The sequence below is a fragment of the Bacillus sp. V5-8f genome (assembly GCF_002863565.1).
In the GTDB taxonomy this organism is placed as follows: domain Bacteria; phylum Bacillota; class Bacilli; order Bacillales; family DSM-1321; genus Peribacillus.
Genome location: NZ_PGUW01000005.1, coordinates 335,755 through 356,402, shown reverse-complemented (window position 1 = coordinate 356,402; position 20,648 = coordinate 335,755). Strand labels below are relative to the sequence as shown.

Sequence of the window (20,648 nt, the reverse complement as noted above, 5' to 3'; positions counted from 1 at the left end):
GGTTTTATTTCATGGCTAACAAACTACAAGATGAAGTTGGGTCTAGAAGGACCTTTGCGATCATCTCTCACCCGGATGCCGGGAAAACGACATTAACTGAGAAGCTATTACTATTTGGAGGGGCAATCCGTGATGCCGGAACTGTAAAGGCTAGGAAAACTGGCAAATACGCGACCAGTGACTGGATGGAAATCGAAAAGCAGCGCGGCATTTCCGTAACTTCTTCCGTTATGCAATTTGATTATGACGGCTTTAGGGTCAACATACTTGATACTCCCGGCCACCAGGATTTCAGTGAAGATACGTACCGCACATTAATGGCCGTTGACAGTGCAGTGATGATTATCGACTCTGCAAAGGGAATCGAGGACCAGACGATTAAATTATTCAAGGTATGCCGAATGAGAGGCATCCCGATTTTTACTTTTATTAATAAATTGGACCGCCAAGGGAAAACGCCTCTAGAATTACTTGCGGAGTTAGAAGAGGTTCTTGGCATTGAATCGTATCCAATGAACTGGCCCATCGGGATGGGTAAGGATTTTGTTGGAATCTATGACCGCTTCAACAATCGGATTGAACAATTTAAAACTGAGGGAGAGGACCGTTTCCTGCCGCTTGATGAAGCCGGAGAACTGGCGGTCCCACATGAATTAAAGGATTCTCCCCTATATGAGCAAACACTTGAGGAAATCATGCTGTTGTCAGAGGCAGGCAATCAATTTTCTGAAGGAAAAATTGCAAAAGGTGAATTGAGTCCGGTCTTCTTTGGTAGTGCTTTGACAACCTTCGGTGTGCAGACATTCCTGGATGCTTATTTGAAATTTGCACCTGCTCCGCAGCCGCGGAAAGCTACAAACGGAGAAATAAACCCTGTTGGCGGAGACTTCTCGGGCTTCATTTTTAAAATCCAGGCAAACATGAACCCGAAGCATCGTGACCGTATTGCCTTCCTGCGCATTTGCTCCGGTAAGTTCGAACGGGGAATGAGCGTTTTCCTCAGCAGGACTGGAAAACCGATCAATCTATCTTCATCCACACAATTTCTTGCAGATGACCGTGCCACTGTAAATGAAGCGGTCAGCGGGGATATTATCGGGCTGTACGATACGGGAAATTATCAAATTGGAGACACAATCACGACAAGTAAGGAAATGTATCAGTTTGAGCGGCTGCCTCAATTTACTCCGGAATTGTTTGTTCGGGTCACTGCAAAGAACGTGATGAAGCAAAAGCATTTCCATAAGGGAATCCACCAGCTCGTCCAGGAAGGTGCCATCCAGCTCTTCAAGACTGTGCGAATGGAAGAATACCTGCTTGGTGCTGTAGGGCAGCTGCAATTTGAGGTATTTGAACACCGTATGCGGAATGAATACAATGTTGAGGTCATCATGGAACGGATGGGAAGCAAGATTACACGTTGGGTTGAAGACGAGAAGGTGGACGAAAACCTTCACAGTTCACGAAGCATACTAGTCAAAGACCGATACGATAAATATGCGTTCCTATTCGAAAACGAATTTGCCCTGCGCTGGTTCAACGACAAAAATCCCGATGTTAAGCTTTATAACCCTATGGATTGATCTTAGATAAAAAATAAACAAATGTGGTCAGATAAAGCAAAAATCACAAGGCCCCTTCCTTGAATGGAGGGGGTCTTCTTTTGTTTATCTGAAATGATTTTTTTGATTATTTGGCCATATGAGGTGATTAAAAATTAAGAGCCTTCACCCATGACGGACCTAAAGTTTCATGTTACATTTATTTAGCTGGAAAATTATTTTAAGGGAGAATAAAAATGGAAACAAGTTGTAAAATGTGCGGGATAAATTTTTCATTGCATGAAGAGGGTTTTATCTATCTGGAAGGAAAACAAAGTATGGATATACTGGAAGCTATTCCAAGCCGCATGGAAAATGATAAAGGAATTTTTATTGCTTACCATTCCAGTGCAGACCTATCCGACAAACTCGGAAGACTAAGCCTTGTTCCCGAGGCAGATACGTTCGAAAGCACTTTGCTAAAAAAGCTGGAAGATCCGATTATAACCTATCCATTAAGGGAAGTTGCCTCGAGGGTTGGCAACCATGAAACCGTAAAAATCATTCAATCAACAGAATTTATCGGTTTTTTCCAACCAATAGTGTTACTTAGGGATAAGAGTCTATTTGCATATGAATCATTACTGAGAGACCCACTCGGTAGGATTTCTCCCGGCCAGCTGTTTAAGGTTGCCCAGGAAACCGGCATGCAAAGCCTTTTAGATCAAAAAGCCAGGGAAACTGCGATAAAAGGCCGTGTTGGAAAGATCAATAACGGGATTAAAAGCTTTATTAATTTCCTGCCTTCCACAATATATAATCCGGATTACTGTTTACGGCACACGTTCCATATTGTAGAGAGATATGGCATAAATCCGGAAGACCTCGTTTTTGAGGTTGTAGAAACGGAAAAAATAGATGACATTGACCACTTGAAAAAAATATTCCGTACCTATCAGAACCAGGGTATGGCAGTGGCTCTGGATGATTTCGGAGCAGGATATTCTACACTTGATGTTCTGGTACAACTCCAGCCCGATTATGTAAAAATTGACCGTTCAAATATTATGTTCTGTGACAGCGATACAGGAAAACAGGAGTTTTTGAAAAATGTTGTGCATGTAGCCAGGGAATTGAACATCAGAACACTGGCAGAAGGGGTTGAAAGAGTAGAAGAACTGCAGTTTTGCAAGGATATCGGCATCGATTTGGCCCAAGGCTATTTAATCGGAAGGCCGGAAGCTGAACCTGGTTTTAACTAGAAGCGGTTAACTGATACATTCCATATAACACATAACGGCTACTTTTATATATTGGAAATAAAAAAGCAGGATTTCTCCTGCTTTTTTACATGCTTTTATTACCCGAGCTTGTCTGTACGATTTCTTTTTGTTCCATTACATTCATTCTCATGATTACATTTTCCATTATGCCGATCGATACCATAAGCAATAGCAGTGATGAACCGCCATAGCTAATAAAAGGCATTGTTATTCCCGTTATTGGCAGAAGACCCGTGACACCGCCCACATTGATCACTACCTGGATACCCATCATGGATGAAATGCCGATTAAAAGCAGGCTCCCAAAAGGATCCTTGCATTTAGCCGAAAGTATAAGGCCTCTTAATACAATAAACCCAAGGGTTCCTAACACAAACAACACTCCAAAAATGCCTAGCTCTTCGGCAACGATTGCCATGATGAAATCCGTGTGGGATTCGGGCAGATATCCATATTTTTGTACGCTGTCGCCGAGCCCGACCCCGGTTATGCCCCCAGAACCGATGGCAAGCAAGGCATTGGCGAGCTGAAAGCCTTCATCACCCTTGTCGAATGGATTGGATACCCCTGTGAACCTGGAAATTCTTTCTTTCGAAAACACATCCGAGGTATATCCTGTGACGACAACACCAAGAATGAAGATTCCGGCTACCAATAAAAAGATCGTAAGTAATTTCCCAATGCTTTTTAGATTCATTCCTGAACAAAGGATAATGGCACATGCAATCATGAGGATAATCGCTGCACTCCCATAGTCAGGCTGAAGGATGATTAAAAAGCAGATGCCGGCCAAAAAGACGATGGGAGGGATGACCGCTTTGTCGATATCATTTATCCTGTCTTGCCGTTTTCCGTAAATCGCTGACAAATAAATGATGATTGCGAGCTTGGAAAATTCCGCAGGCTGAACCCCGCGTGCCCCTAACTTAAACCAGCTGGTCGCATTTCCGGCCGTATGACCAACGATGGTAACAATCAGGAGAAGAAAGGCAATGCCCCCCATCATGACCATTAAGAATGTTTTATGTTTATAAAGTTTATACGGCAAAATCATGAAAAACATCATGATGATAAAGGACAGAATGAGCGCATTTTTTTGGTTTTGGAAGAAATGATCCATCGAATATTCGTAACGGGCTACTGCTGTAATCATGCTTGAACTGTAAACCATGACTAATCCAAATAGGGAGAGCAGCACAACAGCTATGAAAATCGGGTAATCATAGGCTTTAACTATTCTTTTCAATTGTGCATTCACCTCTTGTGTTGATAAAAGCCTTCTAACTGCTTTCTTATATAGTAACGGAAAAACTTCTTTAATCATAATAAAAGTTTTTCTTTCTTGCTTCTTTATATTAAAAATATCTTGAACTTAAAACACAAATGAATATATAGGAAATATTTTGCAAAATATAAGATGCTTGGCCTTAGTTTGTAGACGCTTTTTTTTTTGCCTTAAAATCGTTAATTACAGTTATGAAAAGGAATATTAAGAAATGGAGGTCGATGACATGGATACAACAATGTTACTGGAATATGGATGGGTTTTACTTGTCCTTATAGGACTGGAGGGAATCCTGTCCGCTGATAACGCGGTGGTCATGGCCGTCATGGTTAAGCATCTACCTCAGGAACAACAAAGGAAAGCGTTGTTCTATGGGATTCTAGCAGCTTTTGTATTCAGGTTCCTGAGCCTCTTTATGATTTCCTTCCTCGCCGATGTATGGCAGGTGCAGGCAATAGGTTCCATTTACCTCTTATATATAGCATTCCAGCATATATACCGACGGTTTGTCGGACGAGAAAATGAAAATGAAGTAAAAACGAATGGCGGAACAGGTTTTTGGGTGACTGTATTAAAAGTTGAACTTGCCGATATCGCATTCGCCATTGATTCAATGCTGGCTGCGGTTGCGTTAGCGGTAACCCTTCCGGAAACAGGATGGTCCGAAATTGGCGGTATTGATGCCGGGCAGTTTACGGTTATGTTCCTTGGAGGCATAATCGGATTAACCATAATGCGCTTTGCTGCTACAGCATTTGTCAGGCTGCTTCATCAGCGTCCAACTCTTGAAACGGCTGCTTTTCTAATTGTTGGTTGGGTTGGCGTAAAACTCGCTATTTTCACCCTCGCCCATCCTGAAGTTGGTGTCCTGGATCCCCATTTCCCAGAAAGCACTAGATGGAAAACGATTTTCTGGACTGTCCTGATTGGGATTGCGGTTGGTGGCTTTTTTTTGTCCGGAAAAAAAGAGAAGAACACACAAGAAGTATAACAGCAGGGCTTGCCATACGGCAGGCCTTGCTGTTTGCATAACATAGATAATAAATTCCTTTACCCCCACAAAATGTCTCCTTGGTTCGTATTGTTGTTTATAGTCCTTTAAGGATCAGTTACAAACAAGTTGCAAGGAAACATGATAGAAGTACTAGAAAATAGGTCTTTTGCACCTGTCTTTATAGGCTCACCTTTATAAGAATAGAATTGGTACTTTCTATGCCTAGAATATGCCATAGAAACGGGGGGAGCTTATGCTAAATCTGATATTTACACCATTTAAGAAAAAAGGATCGTTAGAAGAGACTGTGATGAAAATCCAAAATGGGGACGGTCCTCTCCGCAATGAATTAATAAGCTCTTTCAAACCGTTTATTGCTAAAACAGTATCATCAGTGTGCAGACGCTTTATAAATGAATCAGACGATGAGTTCAGCATAGGCCTTATTGCTTTTAATGAAGCCATAGATAAATATTGCCCCACAAAGGGCAGCTCGTTATTGGCGTTTGCTGAAACCTTGGTTAAACGAAGGGTAATCGACTATTTAAGAAGCCAGTCCAGAAAGCAGGATCTCATCGTTGACCTTGGTTTGGATAATGAGGAAAGTTCAGCACAGGATTATCTGGAAGCAGAAAAATCCATGCAGGAATATGTAAAGCTGAAGGAAGCAGAAAAACGCAGGGAAGAGATATTGCGTTACCAGAAACGTTTGTCGGAGTTTGATGTGACATTCGCCGATCTAGCCCAGAATTCACCTAAGCATGCAGATGCGAGAGAGAGTGCGATTTCCATAGCAAAATTGCTTGTGAACGACCCAGAATTGCAGGAAAAGCTGTTAGCTAAAAAACGTTTGCCTATAAAGCAGCTTGAAGCAAAAGTGAAGGTCAGCAGGAAAACTATAGAAAGAAATCGAAAATACATCATTGCTGTTGCACTCATTTTAAATGGTGATTTTTTCTATTTGCATGAGTATATAAAGGGGATTGAACGATGAAAAAAGGTATCATTTTAGAAATCGATCAGGAGTTTGTCACCGTCTTAACCCCTGAAGGTGAGTTTCATAAGGCCCGGCGCGGGAAAGCGACATATGAAATAGGTGGAGAGATTTCATTTACACCCATTTACCCGAAAAGAAGAAGAATTTCATCGTTATTTCATCTTTCTATAAAAAAGACATCGGTTCTTGTTTCGGTGGCGGCAATCGTCCTTACATGCTCCATTCTGCCAGGAGCATTTCAGGAAAAAGTCTCAGCATATATGACGATAGACGTAAATCCCAGCATCGAATTGGCCTTAAATGATGATTTGGAAATAGTAGACGTGAAAGGCTTGAATAAGGAAGGGGAAGAAGTAGTTCACCAAATTGCTGTACGGGACAAAAGCTTGAGCGAAGTGACGGGCCAAATTGTCAGCACAATAAACAAGCTTGGATATTTCAAAAAACAACAGGAATTAGTCCTGTCGACGACATTAATCGACGAGGATGAAAAGCTCGAAAAAGAGCTGAAAAACAGGGTCACCGGTCTTGCCAATACGGCTGACTTTGTCCCCCGGAGAAATATTAAAATTATTGATGGGACCGAAACCGATCGGGAAAATGCGAAGAAACAAGGCCTATCAACCGGAAAGTACATGGAAAAGAAGCTTGAAATGTTTCAACCAAAAAATAAATCTTCTAATTCTGAGGAAGACGGGAAAAAGGAGCAAGATAAGGTATTAATGCCAAATAAGGGGGCGGGAACGGAAAAAACATTAACACCTGCAAACCCTGTGAAGGAACCGGTAAAATCCAGAATGGTTCCAAATCAATTGAAGCAAGAAGAAGAGAAAACCACTGTTCATAGGAACCATGCTCCACCAGCCAAAGTACCTGACCATCCTAAACCGAACAGACCTAATACGGCCACTATAAAAAAGCCCACTCCGCCATCTCGCGAGAATACGGTGAAAAGAATGCCGGAAAATAAAAAAATACAGCAGACCGAACGGAAAAACATCCATATCCCCGAAAAAAATCAATTAAAAAAGGGGCAGGCCACGGAAAAAAATAAAAACAAGATACAACAACCGGGAAATCGCACAAAAGGCAATGAGGCTGAGAAGAACAATAAAAAGGTTCAGCATCCTAACAAGCCCCAATTGCACAAGGAGTAACATGTCATTTTCAGTGGAAGAAAGGCTGTCATCACAACAAAAGTGATGACAGCCTTTTATATTTGCCAATTAATAAAGCATCTGAATGCTTTTCATCGAAGCGGATCATCCATATGGTATGAAATTTTTAAACCAGTTATTGGCCTTTTAATTCAGACTGAGCTTGTGCAATGAGTCGCTTTACGATTTCACCGCCAACAGAACCGTTTGCCCGGGAGTACTGCTCAGCACCAAGCTTAATGCCGAATTCCTGTGCAACTTCGTATTTGAATTGTTCCAATGCCTGTTCAGCGCCTGGTACTAAAAGTTGCCTTCTGCTGCCTCTCGTTGCCATAGTAATTCTCCCCCTAACACATATTACAGAGGATACAAGCCCCCTGTATTTACTAGTATGGATTCTGCTGCATGTTTTACTAAAAATAATGATGGGAAAACTTCCTGTAATTTCACAAGGTTCAAGATGCCAGTTATGAAGAAAGCAGAAAAAACAGACATTACCTGCTTTTTTGACACTGTGTGTATAATGGATATTGAATGTTAAATCTGACAAAGACATTTAGTTTGTAAAAAGTATTCTCAGAAAAATACTATGTGAAATATCAGCAGGTATCTGGTTAAAACGGCTACCCTTGATCTGAGAAGAAAATCCGCAAGGAACCCTGGGAATTTACCATTGAAATTTTGGGTATATAGAAAAATCCCAGGTTTCAGGAAACATAGGGAAGTATCAGAAACATTCAGGATATATCAACGCGAAAATAATGTTCTACAAGTGAAATTCAAATTAAACACGTTTATAGCTTGTGTAAAACCTTTTGGTTTTCATACATAATAAAAATGGACACACTCGGCGAATATAATGAAAGGAATAATTTTATGTGGACTTCATTTAAAAAGGGGCTTCAGAAACTGAGCCCTGTACAAATCATGATAGGGTATTATTTTATTGCGGTTAGCGTCTCAACTTTGATGTTAAGCCTTCCCATCGCAATAAAGCCGGGAGTAAGATGGACGTTCATTGATGCTTTATTTACAGCTGTCAGTGCGGTAAGTGTAACAGGCTTGTCAGTCATAAATATTGTTGATACTTTCACAACACCAGGCATTTTTATTCTTATGTTTGTTCTTCAGTTCGGAGGCATAGGCGTGATGACACTTGGAACCTTTCTATGGGTCATCCTTGGAAAAAAGATTGGTCTTAAGGAACGGCAATTGATTATGACAGACCAAAATCAAACGCAGCTATCAGGTTTGGTTAATCTTCTGATTCAGTTAATCAAGATTATTGTCATCATCGAACTAATCGGTGCGATTGTGCTAGGGATTTATTTTCTTAGATATTTTGCTAATTTTAATGATGCCGTGCTTCATGGGTTGTTCCTTGCGGTGAGCGCTACGACAAATGCCGGCTTTGATATCACCGGGCAATCGCTCATTCCTTATAAAGACGATTATTTTATCCAGACGGTCACGATTCTTCTCCTAATTCTCGGTGCAATCGGGTTTCCGGTCTTGATCGAAACAAAGGAATTTCTTTCAAACAGGGCCAGGGTGTATAAGTTTCGCTTTTCACTTTTTACAAAGATAACCTCGGTCACGTTTTTCGGCTTTGTATTTGGAGGGACCTTATTTATTTATTTATTGGAAATTAATGGGTTTATGGCAGGGAAAGAATGGCATGAAGCATTCTTTTATTCTTTATTCATGTCTTCCAATACAAGAAGCGCTGGGCTTTCCACGATGGATATCAATGACTTTTCTGAGCCAACCCAATTGTTGATGAGCTTTATGATGTTCATTGGGGCATCCCCAAGCTCCACGGGTGGCGGCATAAGAACGACTACGTTTGCAATCATGATTTTATTTTTATGGAATTTCGCAAAAGGCAGCCGGTCCATCAAAGTATTTGACCGGGAAATTTGCGAGGAAGATATCTATAAAGCCACGGCAGTCATGCTGATGGGTATCGTACTATGTTTTATTTCAATCATCATCATGACGATAACTGAGGATTTTCCCCTTATAAAAATTATATTTGAGGTATGCTCGGCTTTCGGTACAGTGGGACTTTCATTTGGCATTACCCCAGAGTTAAGCATCACGGGGAAAATTATTGCCATGATCTTGATGTTCATTGGCCGTGTTGGAATTGTTTCTTTTCTTTTTATCATCGGGCGGAAAGAAAAAACGGACAATTACCATTATCCAAAAGAAAGAATTATCATTGGTTAAAAAGTGGGTAGGCCAAAATTGGCCGCCCTTTTTTGTGAATTGTATTTGAATATTTAAAATTTTTAGTTTAATAGTTGAATATTTTACAAAAGAACGTATACTTAAAAGTGATACATACTAACCGGTTAGTTTAATAAAGGGGGATCAGTTCATGAATTTTTCCTACACTGAAAAGGTAAAAGAACTTCAGCAAAGATTAACACGTTTCATGGAGGAGCATGTTTATCCAAATGAAGCGGTGTATGAACAGCAGCTTAAAGCTCAAAGCGATAGATGGAGTGCTATACCGCCTATCATGGAAGAACTTACTGCAAAAGCAAAGGAAGAGGGCCTGTGGAATCTGTTTTTGCCAGAGAGCGAAAATGGAGCTGGATTAACAAACCTTGAGTACGCCCCGCTTTGTGAAATTATGGGCCGTTCACTAATCGCGCCTGAGGTATTCAATTGCAACGCCCCGGATACGGGCAACATGGAAGTCTTGGAGCGTTATGGCACTGAAAAACAGAAGGACGAATGGCTAAAACCGCTGTTGGCAGGTGAAATCCGTTCCTGTTTTTCAATGACCGAGCCGGATGTCGCTTCTTCAGACGCTACCAATATAGAAGCAAGGATTGAAAGGGACGGCGACCATTATGTGATTAACGGCCGTAAATGGTGGTCTTCAGGGGCAGGGGATCCTCGCTGCAAAATCGCCATCGTCATGGGAAAAACTGCCCCCGAAGCAAGCCGTCATGAACAACAATCGATGATTTTGGTACCCCTTGACACTCCAGGTGTAAAAATCGAACGGATGCTCCCGGTTTTCGGATATGACCATGCCCCTCATGGACATGCAGAGATTACATATGAAAACGTAAGGGTGCCTGCTGAAAATATGCTCTGGGGAGAAGGAAAAGGGTTCGCTATTGCACAGGGGCGTCTCGGACCTGGGAGGATCCATCATTGTATGAGGTTAATCGGTGCGGCAGAGCGGGCGCTTGATGAATTATGTAAACGCATTCAAAATAGGGTTGCTTTCGGAAAGCCACTCTCCAAGCAGGGAGTCATTATGGAATGGGTTGCTGAATCCCGGATTGAAATAGAGCAAGCCCGTCTGTTGACGTTGAAAGCTGCTTATATGATGGATACAGTCGGTAATAAAGAAGCGAAAGCGGAAATTGCTATGATTAAAGTGGTTGCCCCATCCATGGCACTTCGAGTCCTCGACCGTGCAATACAAGGTTTTGGAGGAGCTGGGGTTTCAGGTGATACACCACTTGCTGCCATGTGGGCAAATTCCCGTACATTAAGGCTGGCCGATGGTCCGGACGAAGTGCATAAAGCCCAGATTGCAAAACTTGAACTACGTAAACACCAATCATAGGACGAAGATATAAGAGAAAGGCAGTGAAGGCAATGAAAGTTATGGAGTTATTTGATTTAACCGGAAAAACGGCTATTGTTACAGGGGGCGGACGAGGGCTTGGCGAACAGATCGCCATAGGATTCGCAGAAGCAGGGGCCAATGTGGTGTTATGCTCACGTAAAAAAGAAGCATGTGAGGAAGTTGCGGAACGGATCCGGCAAATAGGCGTCAAAGCGCTCGCCTTAAAATGTGATATTTCTAATCCAGAAGATGTGCAGGCGGTTGTCGATGAAACGAAAAAGGAATTTGGTTCCATTGATATATTAGTTAATAACAGCGGTGCAACCTGGGGAGCACCTGTGGAAGAAATGCCTCTGGAAGCTTGGCAAAAGGTGATTAATGTGAACGTAACAGGAACCTTTTTGATGAGTCAGGCAGCCGGGAGGATTATGATTGAGCAAGGAGGCGGCAAGATCATTAACATCGCTTCTGTTGCGGGTCTTGGAGGAACGGATCCAAGGGTAATGAATACGATTGGCTATAACACGAGCAAAGGTGCTGTTATTACATTTACGAAAGACCTTGCGGTAAAATGGGGTCCCTATAACATAAACGTAAATGCGATTGCTCCTGGCTTTTTCCCGACGAAGATGTCAAAGGTGCTAATCGAAAAAGGGAAGGACCCGATCCTTGAAACAACACCTTTAAGGCGTTTTGGGACAGATGATGATTTAAAGGGTGCGGCCGTGTTCTTGGCATCCAACGCAGCTAACTATATAACTGGCGATGTGTTAATTGTTGATGGCGGCACACACGCTTGACCAGGATGAACAAACCAATTGAGTAAGGCAATCTGACAGACAGCAGTGAATAGCATAAATGTGTCATTATTTATCATATTGTTGGAGGTTTATTTATGAAAGAAAACCCATGGCTGTCCGTATATCCCGAGTCGATTGCAAAGGAAATTGATATTCCTGAAATTACGATTCCGCAAGTCCTCCAGGAAACTGCTAAAAAATATCCGCAAAATAATGCGATTACCTTCTACACCAAGAAGATTAACTACCAGGAATTAGCATTTGCTGTAAATCTATTTGCATCCTCCTTGCAAATCAATGGAATCCAAAAGGGAGACAGAGTAGCAATTATGCTGCCGAACTGCCCGCAATATGTCATTGCTTATAATGGCATTTTGACCTGCGGTGGCATTGTTACGCAGGTAAATCCTATGTCAGCGCCGCGGGAAATTGAATATATACTAAGTGATTCCGGTGCGCAGACGATCATCGTATTGGATGCACTTTACCCAAAGGTAAGAGAGGCGCAGCAGTCAGCTCATCTGAAAAACATTATCGTTGTAAGCCTTCAGCCTTCAGAGCAAGACTTTTCGCCTGATCGGACATTTGATGCTTTTTTAAAGGAAGGAAATGGGCAGGTTACCCCTGTGGAAATACAACCGGAACACGACGTGGCCGTACTCCAATACACAGGAGGAACAACAGGCCGTTCCAAAGGAGCAATGCTCACCCATAAAAATATACTTGCAAATGTCATTCAGACCTATGAATTTTTCAAGCATGAAGTGGAGATTGGGAAGGAACGGTTTTTGACAATTATTCCTTTCTTCCATGTGTTTGGAATGACATCAGCCATGAATTATGCAATATATACAGCATCAGACTCCATTATACTTCCTCGATTCGAGGTCGAAGAAGTTTTAAATACAATTAAAAATGAGCAGCCGACTACATTCCCGGGTGTCCCAACCATGTATGTAGCGATTACGAACCATCCTAAGGCTGAAGAGTATGGGATTGATTCCATTCGTTCATGTAATAGCGGAAGTGCCCCAATGCCCCTTGAGCTTATGCGGGAATTCGAAAGTAAAACCGGCTCACAGATTTTGGAGGGCTATGGTCTATCAGAAGCATCTCCAACAACCCATTGCAATCCGCCATTTGCTGAGAGGAAGCCCGGCAGTGTAGGGATTGGATTTCCGAGCACCAAGTACAAGGTGGTTGATTTGGCAACAGGCACGGAGGAAGTTCCGATTGGGGAATTGGGTGAATTGATAATCAAGGGTCCTCAGGTGATGAAGGGCTATTGGAACATGCCGGAAGAAACGGCAAATACCTTAAGGGACGGCTGGCTATACACTGGCGATATTGCAAAAATCGATGAAGAAGGCTATGTATATATAGTTGACAGGAAAAAGGATATGATCATTGCCAGCGGTTATAACGTTTATCCACGAGATGTCGAAGAGGTGATTTATGAACATCCTTCAGTCCAGGAGGCAGTGGTAATCGGCGTCCCTGATCCATACAGAGGAGAGACTGTCAAAGCTATCATTGTGCTGAAATCAGGCAAAACGGCGACTTCAGAAGAAATGATTGCGCACTGCAAAGCGAATATGTCTGCTTATAAAGTGCCCACCATTGTAGAATTCCGTGAGGCGCTGCCTAAAACAAATGTCGGGAAAATACTTCGCCGTGCATTACGGGAAGAAGCTGCTGCTAAGTAGAGAAAAATACTCAAATCTCGAGCTGATGGTTAGCCGGTGAAGTCCATACAGATATAAACAAAAAGGGGAGCCTTGTTAATCGGAAAAGAAAGTAGTTATGGTATAATTTCACTGAAACTTTTCAACAGATTGCGAGGATACATGGGTGAAGGAAAAAATAACAGAGCACAGCATTCGATTATTTGAGAAAAAAGGATTCAGTGAAACTTCAATTCAGGATATCGTGGATTCCATCGGCGTAACCAAAGGCACGTTCTACTACTATTTTTCCAGCAAGGAAGAATTGCTGATGGAAATCCATTTTCGCTATATTGACGATTTGCTCAACCATCAGGAGAAGATCTTAAAGGACGAAACAAAAAACTCCAAGGAAAAGCTTTATGATATTGTCTTTATGCTAATCAGCAGAGTTAAAAGCCAGGGTCCGAGTGCAAAGGTGTTTTTTCGGGAAATGCAGAATTTAAGTGAGGAGCGCCTTTCCCAAATCATACCTAAGCGTGATAAATTCCGCTTTAACATTCAGGCCCTCCTTGAAGAAGGGATTGAAAAAGGGGAATTCCGTTCGAACCTTAATGCCCCGATTATAGCGTTTGGAATCCTTGGTTCGGCAAACTGGAGCTATCAATGGTTTAACCCCGCTGGAAAGATGACAGACAAAGAGGTAACCGATATTTTCGTAGAAATGATTTTGCAAGGAATAGAAAGTAGGTAATGGTGGCAGGGAAGGTGGACTTCTACATGATAATGGCGCTCCGTGAGTGTAACATCGCACAAAGCAACGTGTAGCTTTTTGGCTATACGATGGATGACGTTGACGGTTCCCAGGTTGTGGGGATGGTTAGTCTGCTCCTTCAGGCTGACCTGCGCTTATCCATCTTTCTAGCCATTTTCTTACTTCTTTACATACTAACCAGTCAGTGAGCGCGGGAGGAGGGCAATACATGTCAATTAGTGAAATAAGACGTATATCTGTTATAGGTGCTGGTCAAATGGGTCACCAGATCGCAATGCTTGCCGCCTTAGGAGGATATGAAACAATTTTGCAGGACGTGCAAGAGGCTGCATTGAGAAGTGCCGAGGAAAAGCTGCATTCCATTATGGACAAATGGGTGGTAAAAGAAAAATTAACAGAACATGCAAAAAGTACGGCACTCCGGCGCCTTACATATACTACGAGTCTAGAAGCGGCGGCAACTGACACAGATTTGATTATAGAGGCAGTAACAGAGAAGCTTGATGTAAAAAGAGATGTATTTTCAAGACTGGAAAAGTATGCACCTGCCCATACAATTTTTGCAACAAATAGTTCCACAATTGTAAGCAGCTTGCTTGCTGATGCAACCAACCGTCCCAACAAGGTGATCAATATGCACTTTTTCTTTCCGCCACTTGTCATGGATTGTGTAGAGGTGGTTATGAGCGAGGAGGCATCGGAAGACACCGCACGAGCGGCGATGGAAGTTTGCAAAAGGATGAACAGGACAGCAGTCCTGTTAAAAAAGGAGATTTCCGGATTCATTGCAAATCGGATATTGGGGGCTCTGAAAAAAGAGGCACTTTACCTATATGAAAACGGATTCGCCGATTTTAAAGATATTGATATGATCTGCCGAAAGGCTCTCGGCCATCCCCTTGGCCCATTTGAACTTATGGATCTCTCAGGTATTGATATAGGGTATTTCGTCATGCAGCAGCGATATCAGGAAACTGGAAAGCCTGAGGATAAACCAACTGCCAGTTTAGAAGAAAAAGTAAAGCAGGGCCATCTTGGCAGAAAAACAGGCCAAGGCTGGTACCAATACACAAAAGAAGGAGTAGAGCATTGATCTCCTCTCGTATAAAAGATTGGGGGAATAGAAGGCGTGATACATGAAACGGAAGTAACAGCTCGCTTTTGCGAAACAGATGCTTTGGGCCATATCAATAATACAAGTTATTTCATTTACTTGGAAGAAGCGCGGATCAAGTTCTTTGAATCGCTTGGATATAAGATGGATGCCGACGACTGGAATTTTATTTTGGCCTCTATCAAATGTGATTTTGTCAATCAGGGCTATTTCAACCAAGTCTTAACCATCAGAACGACGGTCACGCGGGTTGGCACCAAAAGCTTTGAGATCAATCATGACGTGGTTTGTTCCCAGACTGGCGAACTGATTGCGAAAGGGAATGCAGTGATGGTCTTTTTTGATTTCAAGGAACAAAAAAGCAAGGCAATTCCCGATTTGCTTCGCGAAGGGTTAACCAATTATTCCGTGCAAATTTGAAATTCTGAATATTTCAACGATAAAAGGGGGAATAAGCATGCCTTACAAAATCGGGGAAGATACCATTCCTGTACGAAAAGGCGAGGAATTGGATTATTCAGTGCTGGAATCATTTTTAAAAAGAAATATTGAAGGGCTGACCGAGGCACAGCTTGAGGTTTTACAATTTTCCGCAGGCCATTCAAACCTTACTTATCAATTAAAGATTGGTGATTGGGAAGCGGTGTTGAGGAGGCCGCCGCTTGGGCCGGTTGCTCCAAAAGCCCATGATATGAAGAGGGAGCACCTCATTATTTCAGAACTTCATACGCATTTTTCGCCCGCCCCGAAGCCCATCCTGTTTTCGGAGGACGAGACAATCGTCGGCAGCCCCTTTTTCATAATGGAAAGGAAGCATGGCATTGTGTTCGATACTGAATTTCCGCAAGAAGTCAAACCAACGAAGGAAAACTGTTGGAAGCTTTCGGAAATTATGGTCGACAGGCTTGTCCAGCTGCATGCTATCCCGTACAAGGAAACCCGCCTGGCGGAAATCAGCAAGCCTCAAGGATTTATGGAACGCCAGGTGAATGGCTGGATCTCGAGATATCTTCGTGCCAAAACGGATAATATACCTGAAGTCGAACCGCTGCTTAAATGGCTGGCAGACCATGTCCCTTCTGATGGTGAGGCAACAATCATCCACTACGATTATAAGCTTAATAACGCGATGATAAATGAAGGACTTACTGATATGGTAGGACTTTTCGATTGGGAAATGACCACTGTTGGCGACCCGCTGGCTGATCTAGGTGTTGCGATGGGGTATTGGACCGAAAAGGATGATCCTGAACTTTTAAAATCAGGACTTAGTAAGCCCGCGATTACTGTACACGAAGGGTTTATGACAAGAAAACAATTCATTGAGGCTTATGCGAAAAAAAGCGGCAGGGATCTGTCCAATATGGACTTTTATATGACATTTGCCTATTTCAAGCTGGCGGTCATTTTACAGCAAATCTATTACCGTTATAAAAAGGGGCAAACGAGTGATCCCCGGTTTTCACGGTTTGACCGCGCCATAAGAAGTCTAATCATCCATGCCGCAAACATAGCCAGCAAGGAAACATGATATGAAGAAAATACACCTTTTAACCAGAAAAGAAGAAATTAACGAACAAAAAATGGCTGAGGGCGATAAGATTGCTGTCGTACTGGATGTCCTGCTGGCAACAACGACAATTGTTTCTGCCTTACATGATGGTGCACTGGAGGTAATTCCTGTTTTAGATTGTGATGAGGCTTTACACCTGCACAAAAAGAATGGAGCAGCCGATTGGATTCTGGCAGGGGAGCTCTCGGCGAAGCCGGTAGAAGGCTTCGTTTATCCTAGTCCTTCCATTCTGCGAAAATCCGTAGCAGGGAAAGTGTTGGTGTTATCTACTACAAATGGGACGGTAGCCCTAAGGAAGTCGACGGGCGCGAAGGAAGTGTACATTGCTTCGTTATTGAATAATCCTTTTGTAGCGAAAGAGGTCGCCAAGGATTGGGAGGATGAGACGATTATGGTAGTTTGTTCCGGTAATTCAGGAGAAATGAGTCTCGAGGACTTCTATGGGGCAGGCCATTTTATCGATTGCCTAATCAAGGAACAAGACGGGGAAATTGAACTGACGGATGCAGCCCGGGCAGCCCATTCTTTATACGAAGGTAAAAAGGATGAGGCATATTCCATCTTGAAGTCCTCTCATGTTGGGAGAATGTTCAATAAACATGATTTTAATCAGGAGCTTGGCTTTGCGGCAAAAAAGGGCATCATCGGGCTTGCACCAAAATTAAAACAAGGAAAAATTACCTTGGGGGCTTCTGTAAAGAGCTAAAACCTCCAATTAAAACTTAAATTGTAAGCAGCAGTTTGATGGATAGCCATCCAAAATTATTGTTACACAGCCAATTTCTGCAAAACCAATACACTTACTGGGAGTGGAAAAATGATGAGATTTTCTCAATCAATAGCGCTCATTACCGGTGCAGGAACAGGAATAGGGAAAGCAACTGCACTGAGGTTAGCCAACGAAGGGGCCAGGGTTATTTTAACGGGGAGGACAAGGTCAAAACTAGAAAATGCTGCCCATGAAATTAATTCTGTGAAAAAAAATCCTGTCGCAGAAATATTTCCTGCCGATGTGACGGTTGAACAAGACGTAAAAGAGCTTGCGGACTATATTCGCCAGCAGTTTGGCGATTTGCATATTGTCATTAACAATGCTGGTGGTTCCAGGCATTCCAGGGTGCTGGAAACGACGGAAGAGGATTGGGATGCTGTCCAAAATGCAAATTTAAAGAGCGTTTTCCTTGTCTCAAAGTACCTTGGAAAATTAATGACCGAGTGCGCCGCCAAGGAAGAAAATCATCCCGCAGGTAGGGCCATCGTCAATGTGGCTTCCCTTTCAGGGCACCAGGCTGGTGCGCATATCCCGCACTACAGCTCGGCTAAAGCAGGGGTCATTAATTTCACTAAATCGCTGGCACTTGAGCTCGCACCCCACCATATTCGAGTCAATTCGGTTTCTCCAGGGTTTGTAGAAACTCCATTGACAGAAGCAGGCCTACAAAATGAAAAATTTCAAAAAGCAATCGAAAGGAATACTGCGTTAAGCAGGGTTGGAAGGGCTGAAGAGATTGCAAATGTGATAGCTTTCGCCGCATCAAACGAAGCTTCTTATATGACTGGGAGCGACTTGCTTGTTGACGGCGGCTGGCTGATTAAATAATAAGGAGGAATTCAAATGGGAAAAGAAGATTTATTGGTTGCAGTCGAAGGAGCGATCATGAACCTTACATTAAACCGTCCTGATAGCTTGAATGCTTTTAGCCCTGATATGATTTTAGGGCTTCAGGAGGCGATAAAAGAAGCCGAATCAAACCCGGATATCCGCGTGATCGTGTTATCGGGTGCAGGCAGGTCATTTTCTGCCGGCGGTGATGTCAAAACAATGGGCCAGTCATCCGCGACACAAGTATATGACCATATCGGCCGCCTAAACCAGCTGATATTGGCCATGAAGGAAACGGAAGTCCCGATCATTGCAGCCGTCCATGGTTTTGCGGCTGGTGCTGGCTTTAATCTGGCCCTTGCCTGTGATTTGATCATCGCGGCGGAGGACAGTAAGTTCGCACTCAGCTTTTCCCAGGTAGGTTTAATATCGGATGGCGGCGGTTCCTATTTTGTTCCAAGATTAATTGGTCCCCATCTGGCCAAACAGTTCTTCTTTAGCGCGGAACCTGTTTCGGCTAAACGCCTGTATGAGCTTGGTGTTATTAATCATTTGGCTCCTCTTGAAAGTTTACAGCAAGAGGTACTTTCATTGGCTTCAAGGCTGGCGCAAGGTCCCACAAAGGCTTATGGCATGATCAAAAAGCTGGTTAATCATTCCTTCACCTCAAGCCTTGAAGAAATCCTGGAGCAGGAACGGATTACTCAAACAATGATGGTGACAACAAGCGACCATCAAGAAGGAATCGCAGCATTTAAAGAAAAAAGAAAACCAGTGTTTAAAGGAAAGTGAGGACAAACCAATGAAAGCAATACAGTTAAAAGAGTACGGCGGCCCAGAAGTATTACATAATATTGAAGTGGATAAGCCGGTGCCAAAAGGACATGAAGTATTAGTTGAGGTGCATGCCGTAGGGGTAAACTATGCAGATACAGCGCGCCGGCAGGGCCAGTACGTGATTCCGACTCCGCTGCCATTCATTCCGGGGGCGGAAATTGCAGGTGTTGTAACTGAAGTAGGGGAGAAGGTCACAAGGATACAGCCAGGGACGAGAATTGTCAGTTTGGTTGAGTCGGGTGGATATTCGGAGTACGCTTTAGCGGATGAATTTTCTGTCATCCCGCTCCCTGATAATGTCGATTTCCATCAGGCAGCAGCATTGCCGCTTCAAGGTTTGAGTGCGTATCATGTGCTTAAAACGATGGGCAGGCTTGAACCGGGTGAAACGGTTTTAGTCCATGCCGCAGCAGGAGGTGTCGGCACGATTGCCGTGCAGCTTGCCAAGCTTTTCGGTGCTGGAAAGGTGATAGCAACCGCAAGTACGCAAGAGAAGCTGGAGCTTGCCAGGGAGATGGGAGCAGATATCCTCATCAATTACACAAAGGATGGATGGGAAAAGGAAGTCCTTGAAGCGACTGCCGGAAAGGGAGCAGATGTTGCCCTTGAAATGGCGGGTGGGGATGTGTTTTACAAAACGTTGAAATGCCTCGCTGCATTTGGCAGGCTTGTCATTTTCGGAAATGCGAGTGGTCAACAGGTGGAGTTTAACCCATCCCTGCTGATGCGGAGAAACCAGTCTGTGATCGGATTTTTCCTGCCGCAAATCATGAAAAAACCGGAGCTGTTGGTTCCAAGCATTAAGGAGTTATTCTCTTACGTTGCCGAAGGGCAGCTGAAGCTGACAATCGGAGGAGTTTATCCTTTGGAAGAAGCAGCCAACGTCCATCGTTTATTGCAAGGGCGCCAGACACAAGGAAAACTGATTTTGGAAGTAAAAAAATAATGCTGAGGAAGAGTCGGTTTTATCGGCTCTTTCGTTTTCTATTATGACACATTTTTCCACTTTTTTCGTAACTGTGCCGGGAATAAATCAGCGGGTTTATACCCCACTCTAATCAGAAGGCTTCTCTAGAATTAAGCCTTCATTTTGGATAACCGTGCTTGGGGAAGGTGATTAAATTGAAAAGAAAAGCAAATGTAGATGGTGTATATAAAACAAGCCATACCCCGTATCAAAATCAATCAGAGCAGGATTTTACCAATGAATTTGCAGTTGATGAAAATCCAATGAAGGGTTTTAATCGTAATTCAAAGCAGGGTAGAAAGGGTAGGGCGTAATGAAAGAAAAAGAAAAACAAGTACGTGAAGAAAACCCTGTTTCAAATCTTCGTGAAGAGTTTGGAACAGAATTTACCGGCGATATGAACGCAACGAAGATTTACGATGTCCTTGCTGCCAGCAAGAAAGGCAAACGCAAAAAATAA

Annotated in this window: 21 protein-coding genes; 19 read left to right on the top strand and 2 right to left on the bottom strand. The window is 43.0% G+C overall.

Annotation, left to right across the window (positions count from 1 at the left end):
- Positions 1–11 precede the first annotated feature (11 nt).
- Positions 12–1,583: a peptide chain release factor 3 gene (locus CUU64_RS09350; RefSeq protein WP_101633306.1), complete on the top strand. Its 1,572-nt coding sequence runs from the start codon at positions 12–14 to the stop codon at positions 1,581–1,583.
- A 215-nt stretch (positions 1,584–1,798) separates the two neighbouring features.
- The gene (locus CUU64_RS09345; protein WP_257985469.1) at positions 1,799–2,803 is read left to right on the top strand and encodes an EAL domain-containing protein; all 1,005 of its coding nucleotides are present in this window, start codon (positions 1,799–1,801) and stop codon (positions 2,801–2,803) included.
- Between the two features lie 85 nt (positions 2,804–2,888).
- Here CUU64_RS09345 and CUU64_RS09340 read toward each other — a convergent pair whose 3' ends face one another.
- Complete coding sequence (locus CUU64_RS09340) at positions 2,889–4,070, bottom strand: FtsW/RodA/SpoVE family cell cycle protein (protein ID WP_257985468.1); 1,182 nt, start codon at positions 4,068–4,070, stop codon at positions 2,889–2,891.
- A 265-nt stretch (positions 4,071–4,335) separates the two neighbouring features.
- Between CUU64_RS09340 and CUU64_RS09335 the strand changes: the two genes are divergently transcribed.
- The 3 genes from CUU64_RS09335 to CUU64_RS09325 all read left to right on the top strand — a co-directional run bounded on the left by CUU64_RS09335 (position 4,336) and on the right by CUU64_RS09325 (position 7,257).
- Positions 4,336–5,100 carry a TerC family protein gene (locus CUU64_RS09335; RefSeq protein ID WP_101633302.1) on the top strand — a complete coding sequence of 255 codons (765 nt, stop codon included), beginning with the start codon at positions 4,336–4,338 and terminating at the stop codon, positions 5,098–5,100.
- 256 nt (positions 5,101–5,356) lie between these two features.
- Complete coding sequence (sigI, locus tag CUU64_RS09330) at positions 5,357–6,097, top strand: RNA polymerase sigma factor SigI (RefSeq protein ID WP_101633301.1); 741 nt, start codon at positions 5,357–5,359, stop codon at positions 6,095–6,097.
- Positions 6,094–7,257, top strand: a complete 1,164-nt coding sequence (locus CUU64_RS09325) for an anti-sigma factor domain-containing protein (RefSeq protein WP_101633300.1) — start codon at positions 6,094–6,096, stop codon at positions 7,255–7,257. Before sigI ends, CUU64_RS09325 begins: the two co-directional genes overlap by 4 nt.
- A gap of 136 nt (positions 7,258–7,393) precedes the next feature.
- Here CUU64_RS09325 and CUU64_RS09320 read toward each other — a convergent pair whose 3' ends face one another.
- Entirely contained in the window at positions 7,394–7,591 is a 198-nt protein-coding gene (locus CUU64_RS09320; protein ID WP_101633299.1) for an alpha/beta-type small acid-soluble spore protein, read from the bottom strand.
- A 542-nt stretch (positions 7,592–8,133) separates the two neighbouring features.
- Between CUU64_RS09320 and CUU64_RS09315 the strand changes: the two genes are divergently transcribed.
- The 14 genes from CUU64_RS09315 to CUU64_RS21925 all read left to right on the top strand — a co-directional run bounded on the left by CUU64_RS09315 (position 8,134) and on the right by CUU64_RS21925 (position 20,648).
- Positions 8,134–9,489 (top strand): TrkH family potassium uptake protein, encoded by a 1,356-nt coding sequence (locus CUU64_RS09315; RefSeq protein WP_101633298.1) that lies wholly within the window; start codon positions 8,134–8,136, stop codon positions 9,487–9,489.
- 151 nt (positions 9,490–9,640) lie between these two features.
- A complete protein-coding gene (locus tag CUU64_RS09310) occupies positions 9,641–10,852 on the top strand; it encodes an acyl-CoA dehydrogenase (RefSeq protein WP_101633297.1) in 1,212 nt (403 codons plus the stop codon).
- A 32-nt stretch (positions 10,853–10,884) separates the two neighbouring features.
- On the top strand, positions 10,885–11,655 hold the full coding sequence (locus tag CUU64_RS09305) for an SDR family oxidoreductase (protein ID WP_101633481.1): 771 nt from the start codon (positions 10,885–10,887) through the stop codon (positions 11,653–11,655).
- A 95-nt stretch (positions 11,656–11,750) separates the two neighbouring features.
- A complete protein-coding gene (locus CUU64_RS09300) occupies positions 11,751–13,361 on the top strand; it encodes a long-chain-fatty-acid--CoA ligase (protein WP_101633293.1) in 1,611 nt (536 codons plus the stop codon).
- Between the two features lie 145 nt (positions 13,362–13,506).
- Entirely contained in the window at positions 13,507–14,073 is a 567-nt protein-coding gene (locus tag CUU64_RS09295; protein ID WP_101633291.1) for a TetR/AcrR family transcriptional regulator, read from the top strand.
- 229 nt (positions 14,074–14,302) lie between these two features.
- Complete coding sequence (locus CUU64_RS09290) at positions 14,303–15,187, top strand: 3-hydroxyacyl-CoA dehydrogenase family protein (RefSeq protein WP_101633288.1); 885 nt, start codon at positions 14,303–14,305, stop codon at positions 15,185–15,187.
- Positions 15,188–15,226: 39 nt separating this feature from the next.
- Positions 15,227–15,628: an acyl-CoA thioesterase gene (locus CUU64_RS09285; protein WP_101633480.1), complete on the top strand. Its 402-nt coding sequence runs from the start codon at positions 15,227–15,229 to the stop codon at positions 15,626–15,628.
- A 37-nt stretch (positions 15,629–15,665) separates the two neighbouring features.
- Positions 15,666–16,739, top strand: coding sequence for a phosphotransferase family protein (locus CUU64_RS09280; protein ID WP_180954523.1), 1,074 nt, complete (start codon positions 15,666–15,668; stop codon positions 16,737–16,739).
- 1 nt (position 16,740) lies between these two features.
- Positions 16,741–17,487, top strand: a complete 747-nt coding sequence (locus CUU64_RS09275) for a 2-phosphosulfolactate phosphatase (RefSeq protein ID WP_101633286.1) — start codon at positions 16,741–16,743, stop codon at positions 17,485–17,487.
- A 114-nt stretch (positions 17,488–17,601) separates the two neighbouring features.
- Positions 17,602–18,381, top strand: coding sequence for an SDR family NAD(P)-dependent oxidoreductase (locus CUU64_RS09270; RefSeq protein WP_101633478.1), 780 nt, complete (start codon positions 17,602–17,604; stop codon positions 18,379–18,381).
- 15 nt (positions 18,382–18,396) lie between these two features.
- On the top strand, positions 18,397–19,176 hold the full coding sequence (locus CUU64_RS09265) for an enoyl-CoA hydratase/isomerase family protein (protein WP_101633285.1): 780 nt from the start codon (positions 18,397–18,399) through the stop codon (positions 19,174–19,176).
- A gap of 10 nt (positions 19,177–19,186) precedes the next feature.
- The gene (locus tag CUU64_RS09260) at positions 19,187–20,167 is read left to right on the top strand and encodes a quinone oxidoreductase family protein (RefSeq protein WP_101633284.1); all 981 of its coding nucleotides are present in this window, start codon (positions 19,187–19,189) and stop codon (positions 20,165–20,167) included.
- Positions 20,168–20,343: 176 nt separating this feature from the next.
- Entirely contained in the window at positions 20,344–20,502 is a 159-nt protein-coding gene (locus CUU64_RS21930) for a hypothetical protein (RefSeq protein ID WP_180954546.1), read from the top strand.
- Positions 20,502–20,648 carry a hypothetical protein gene (locus CUU64_RS21925; RefSeq protein WP_180954522.1) on the top strand — a complete coding sequence of 49 codons (147 nt, stop codon included), beginning with the start codon at positions 20,502–20,504 and terminating at the stop codon, positions 20,646–20,648. The genes CUU64_RS21930 and CUU64_RS21925 overlap by 1 nt, the downstream gene beginning before the upstream one ends.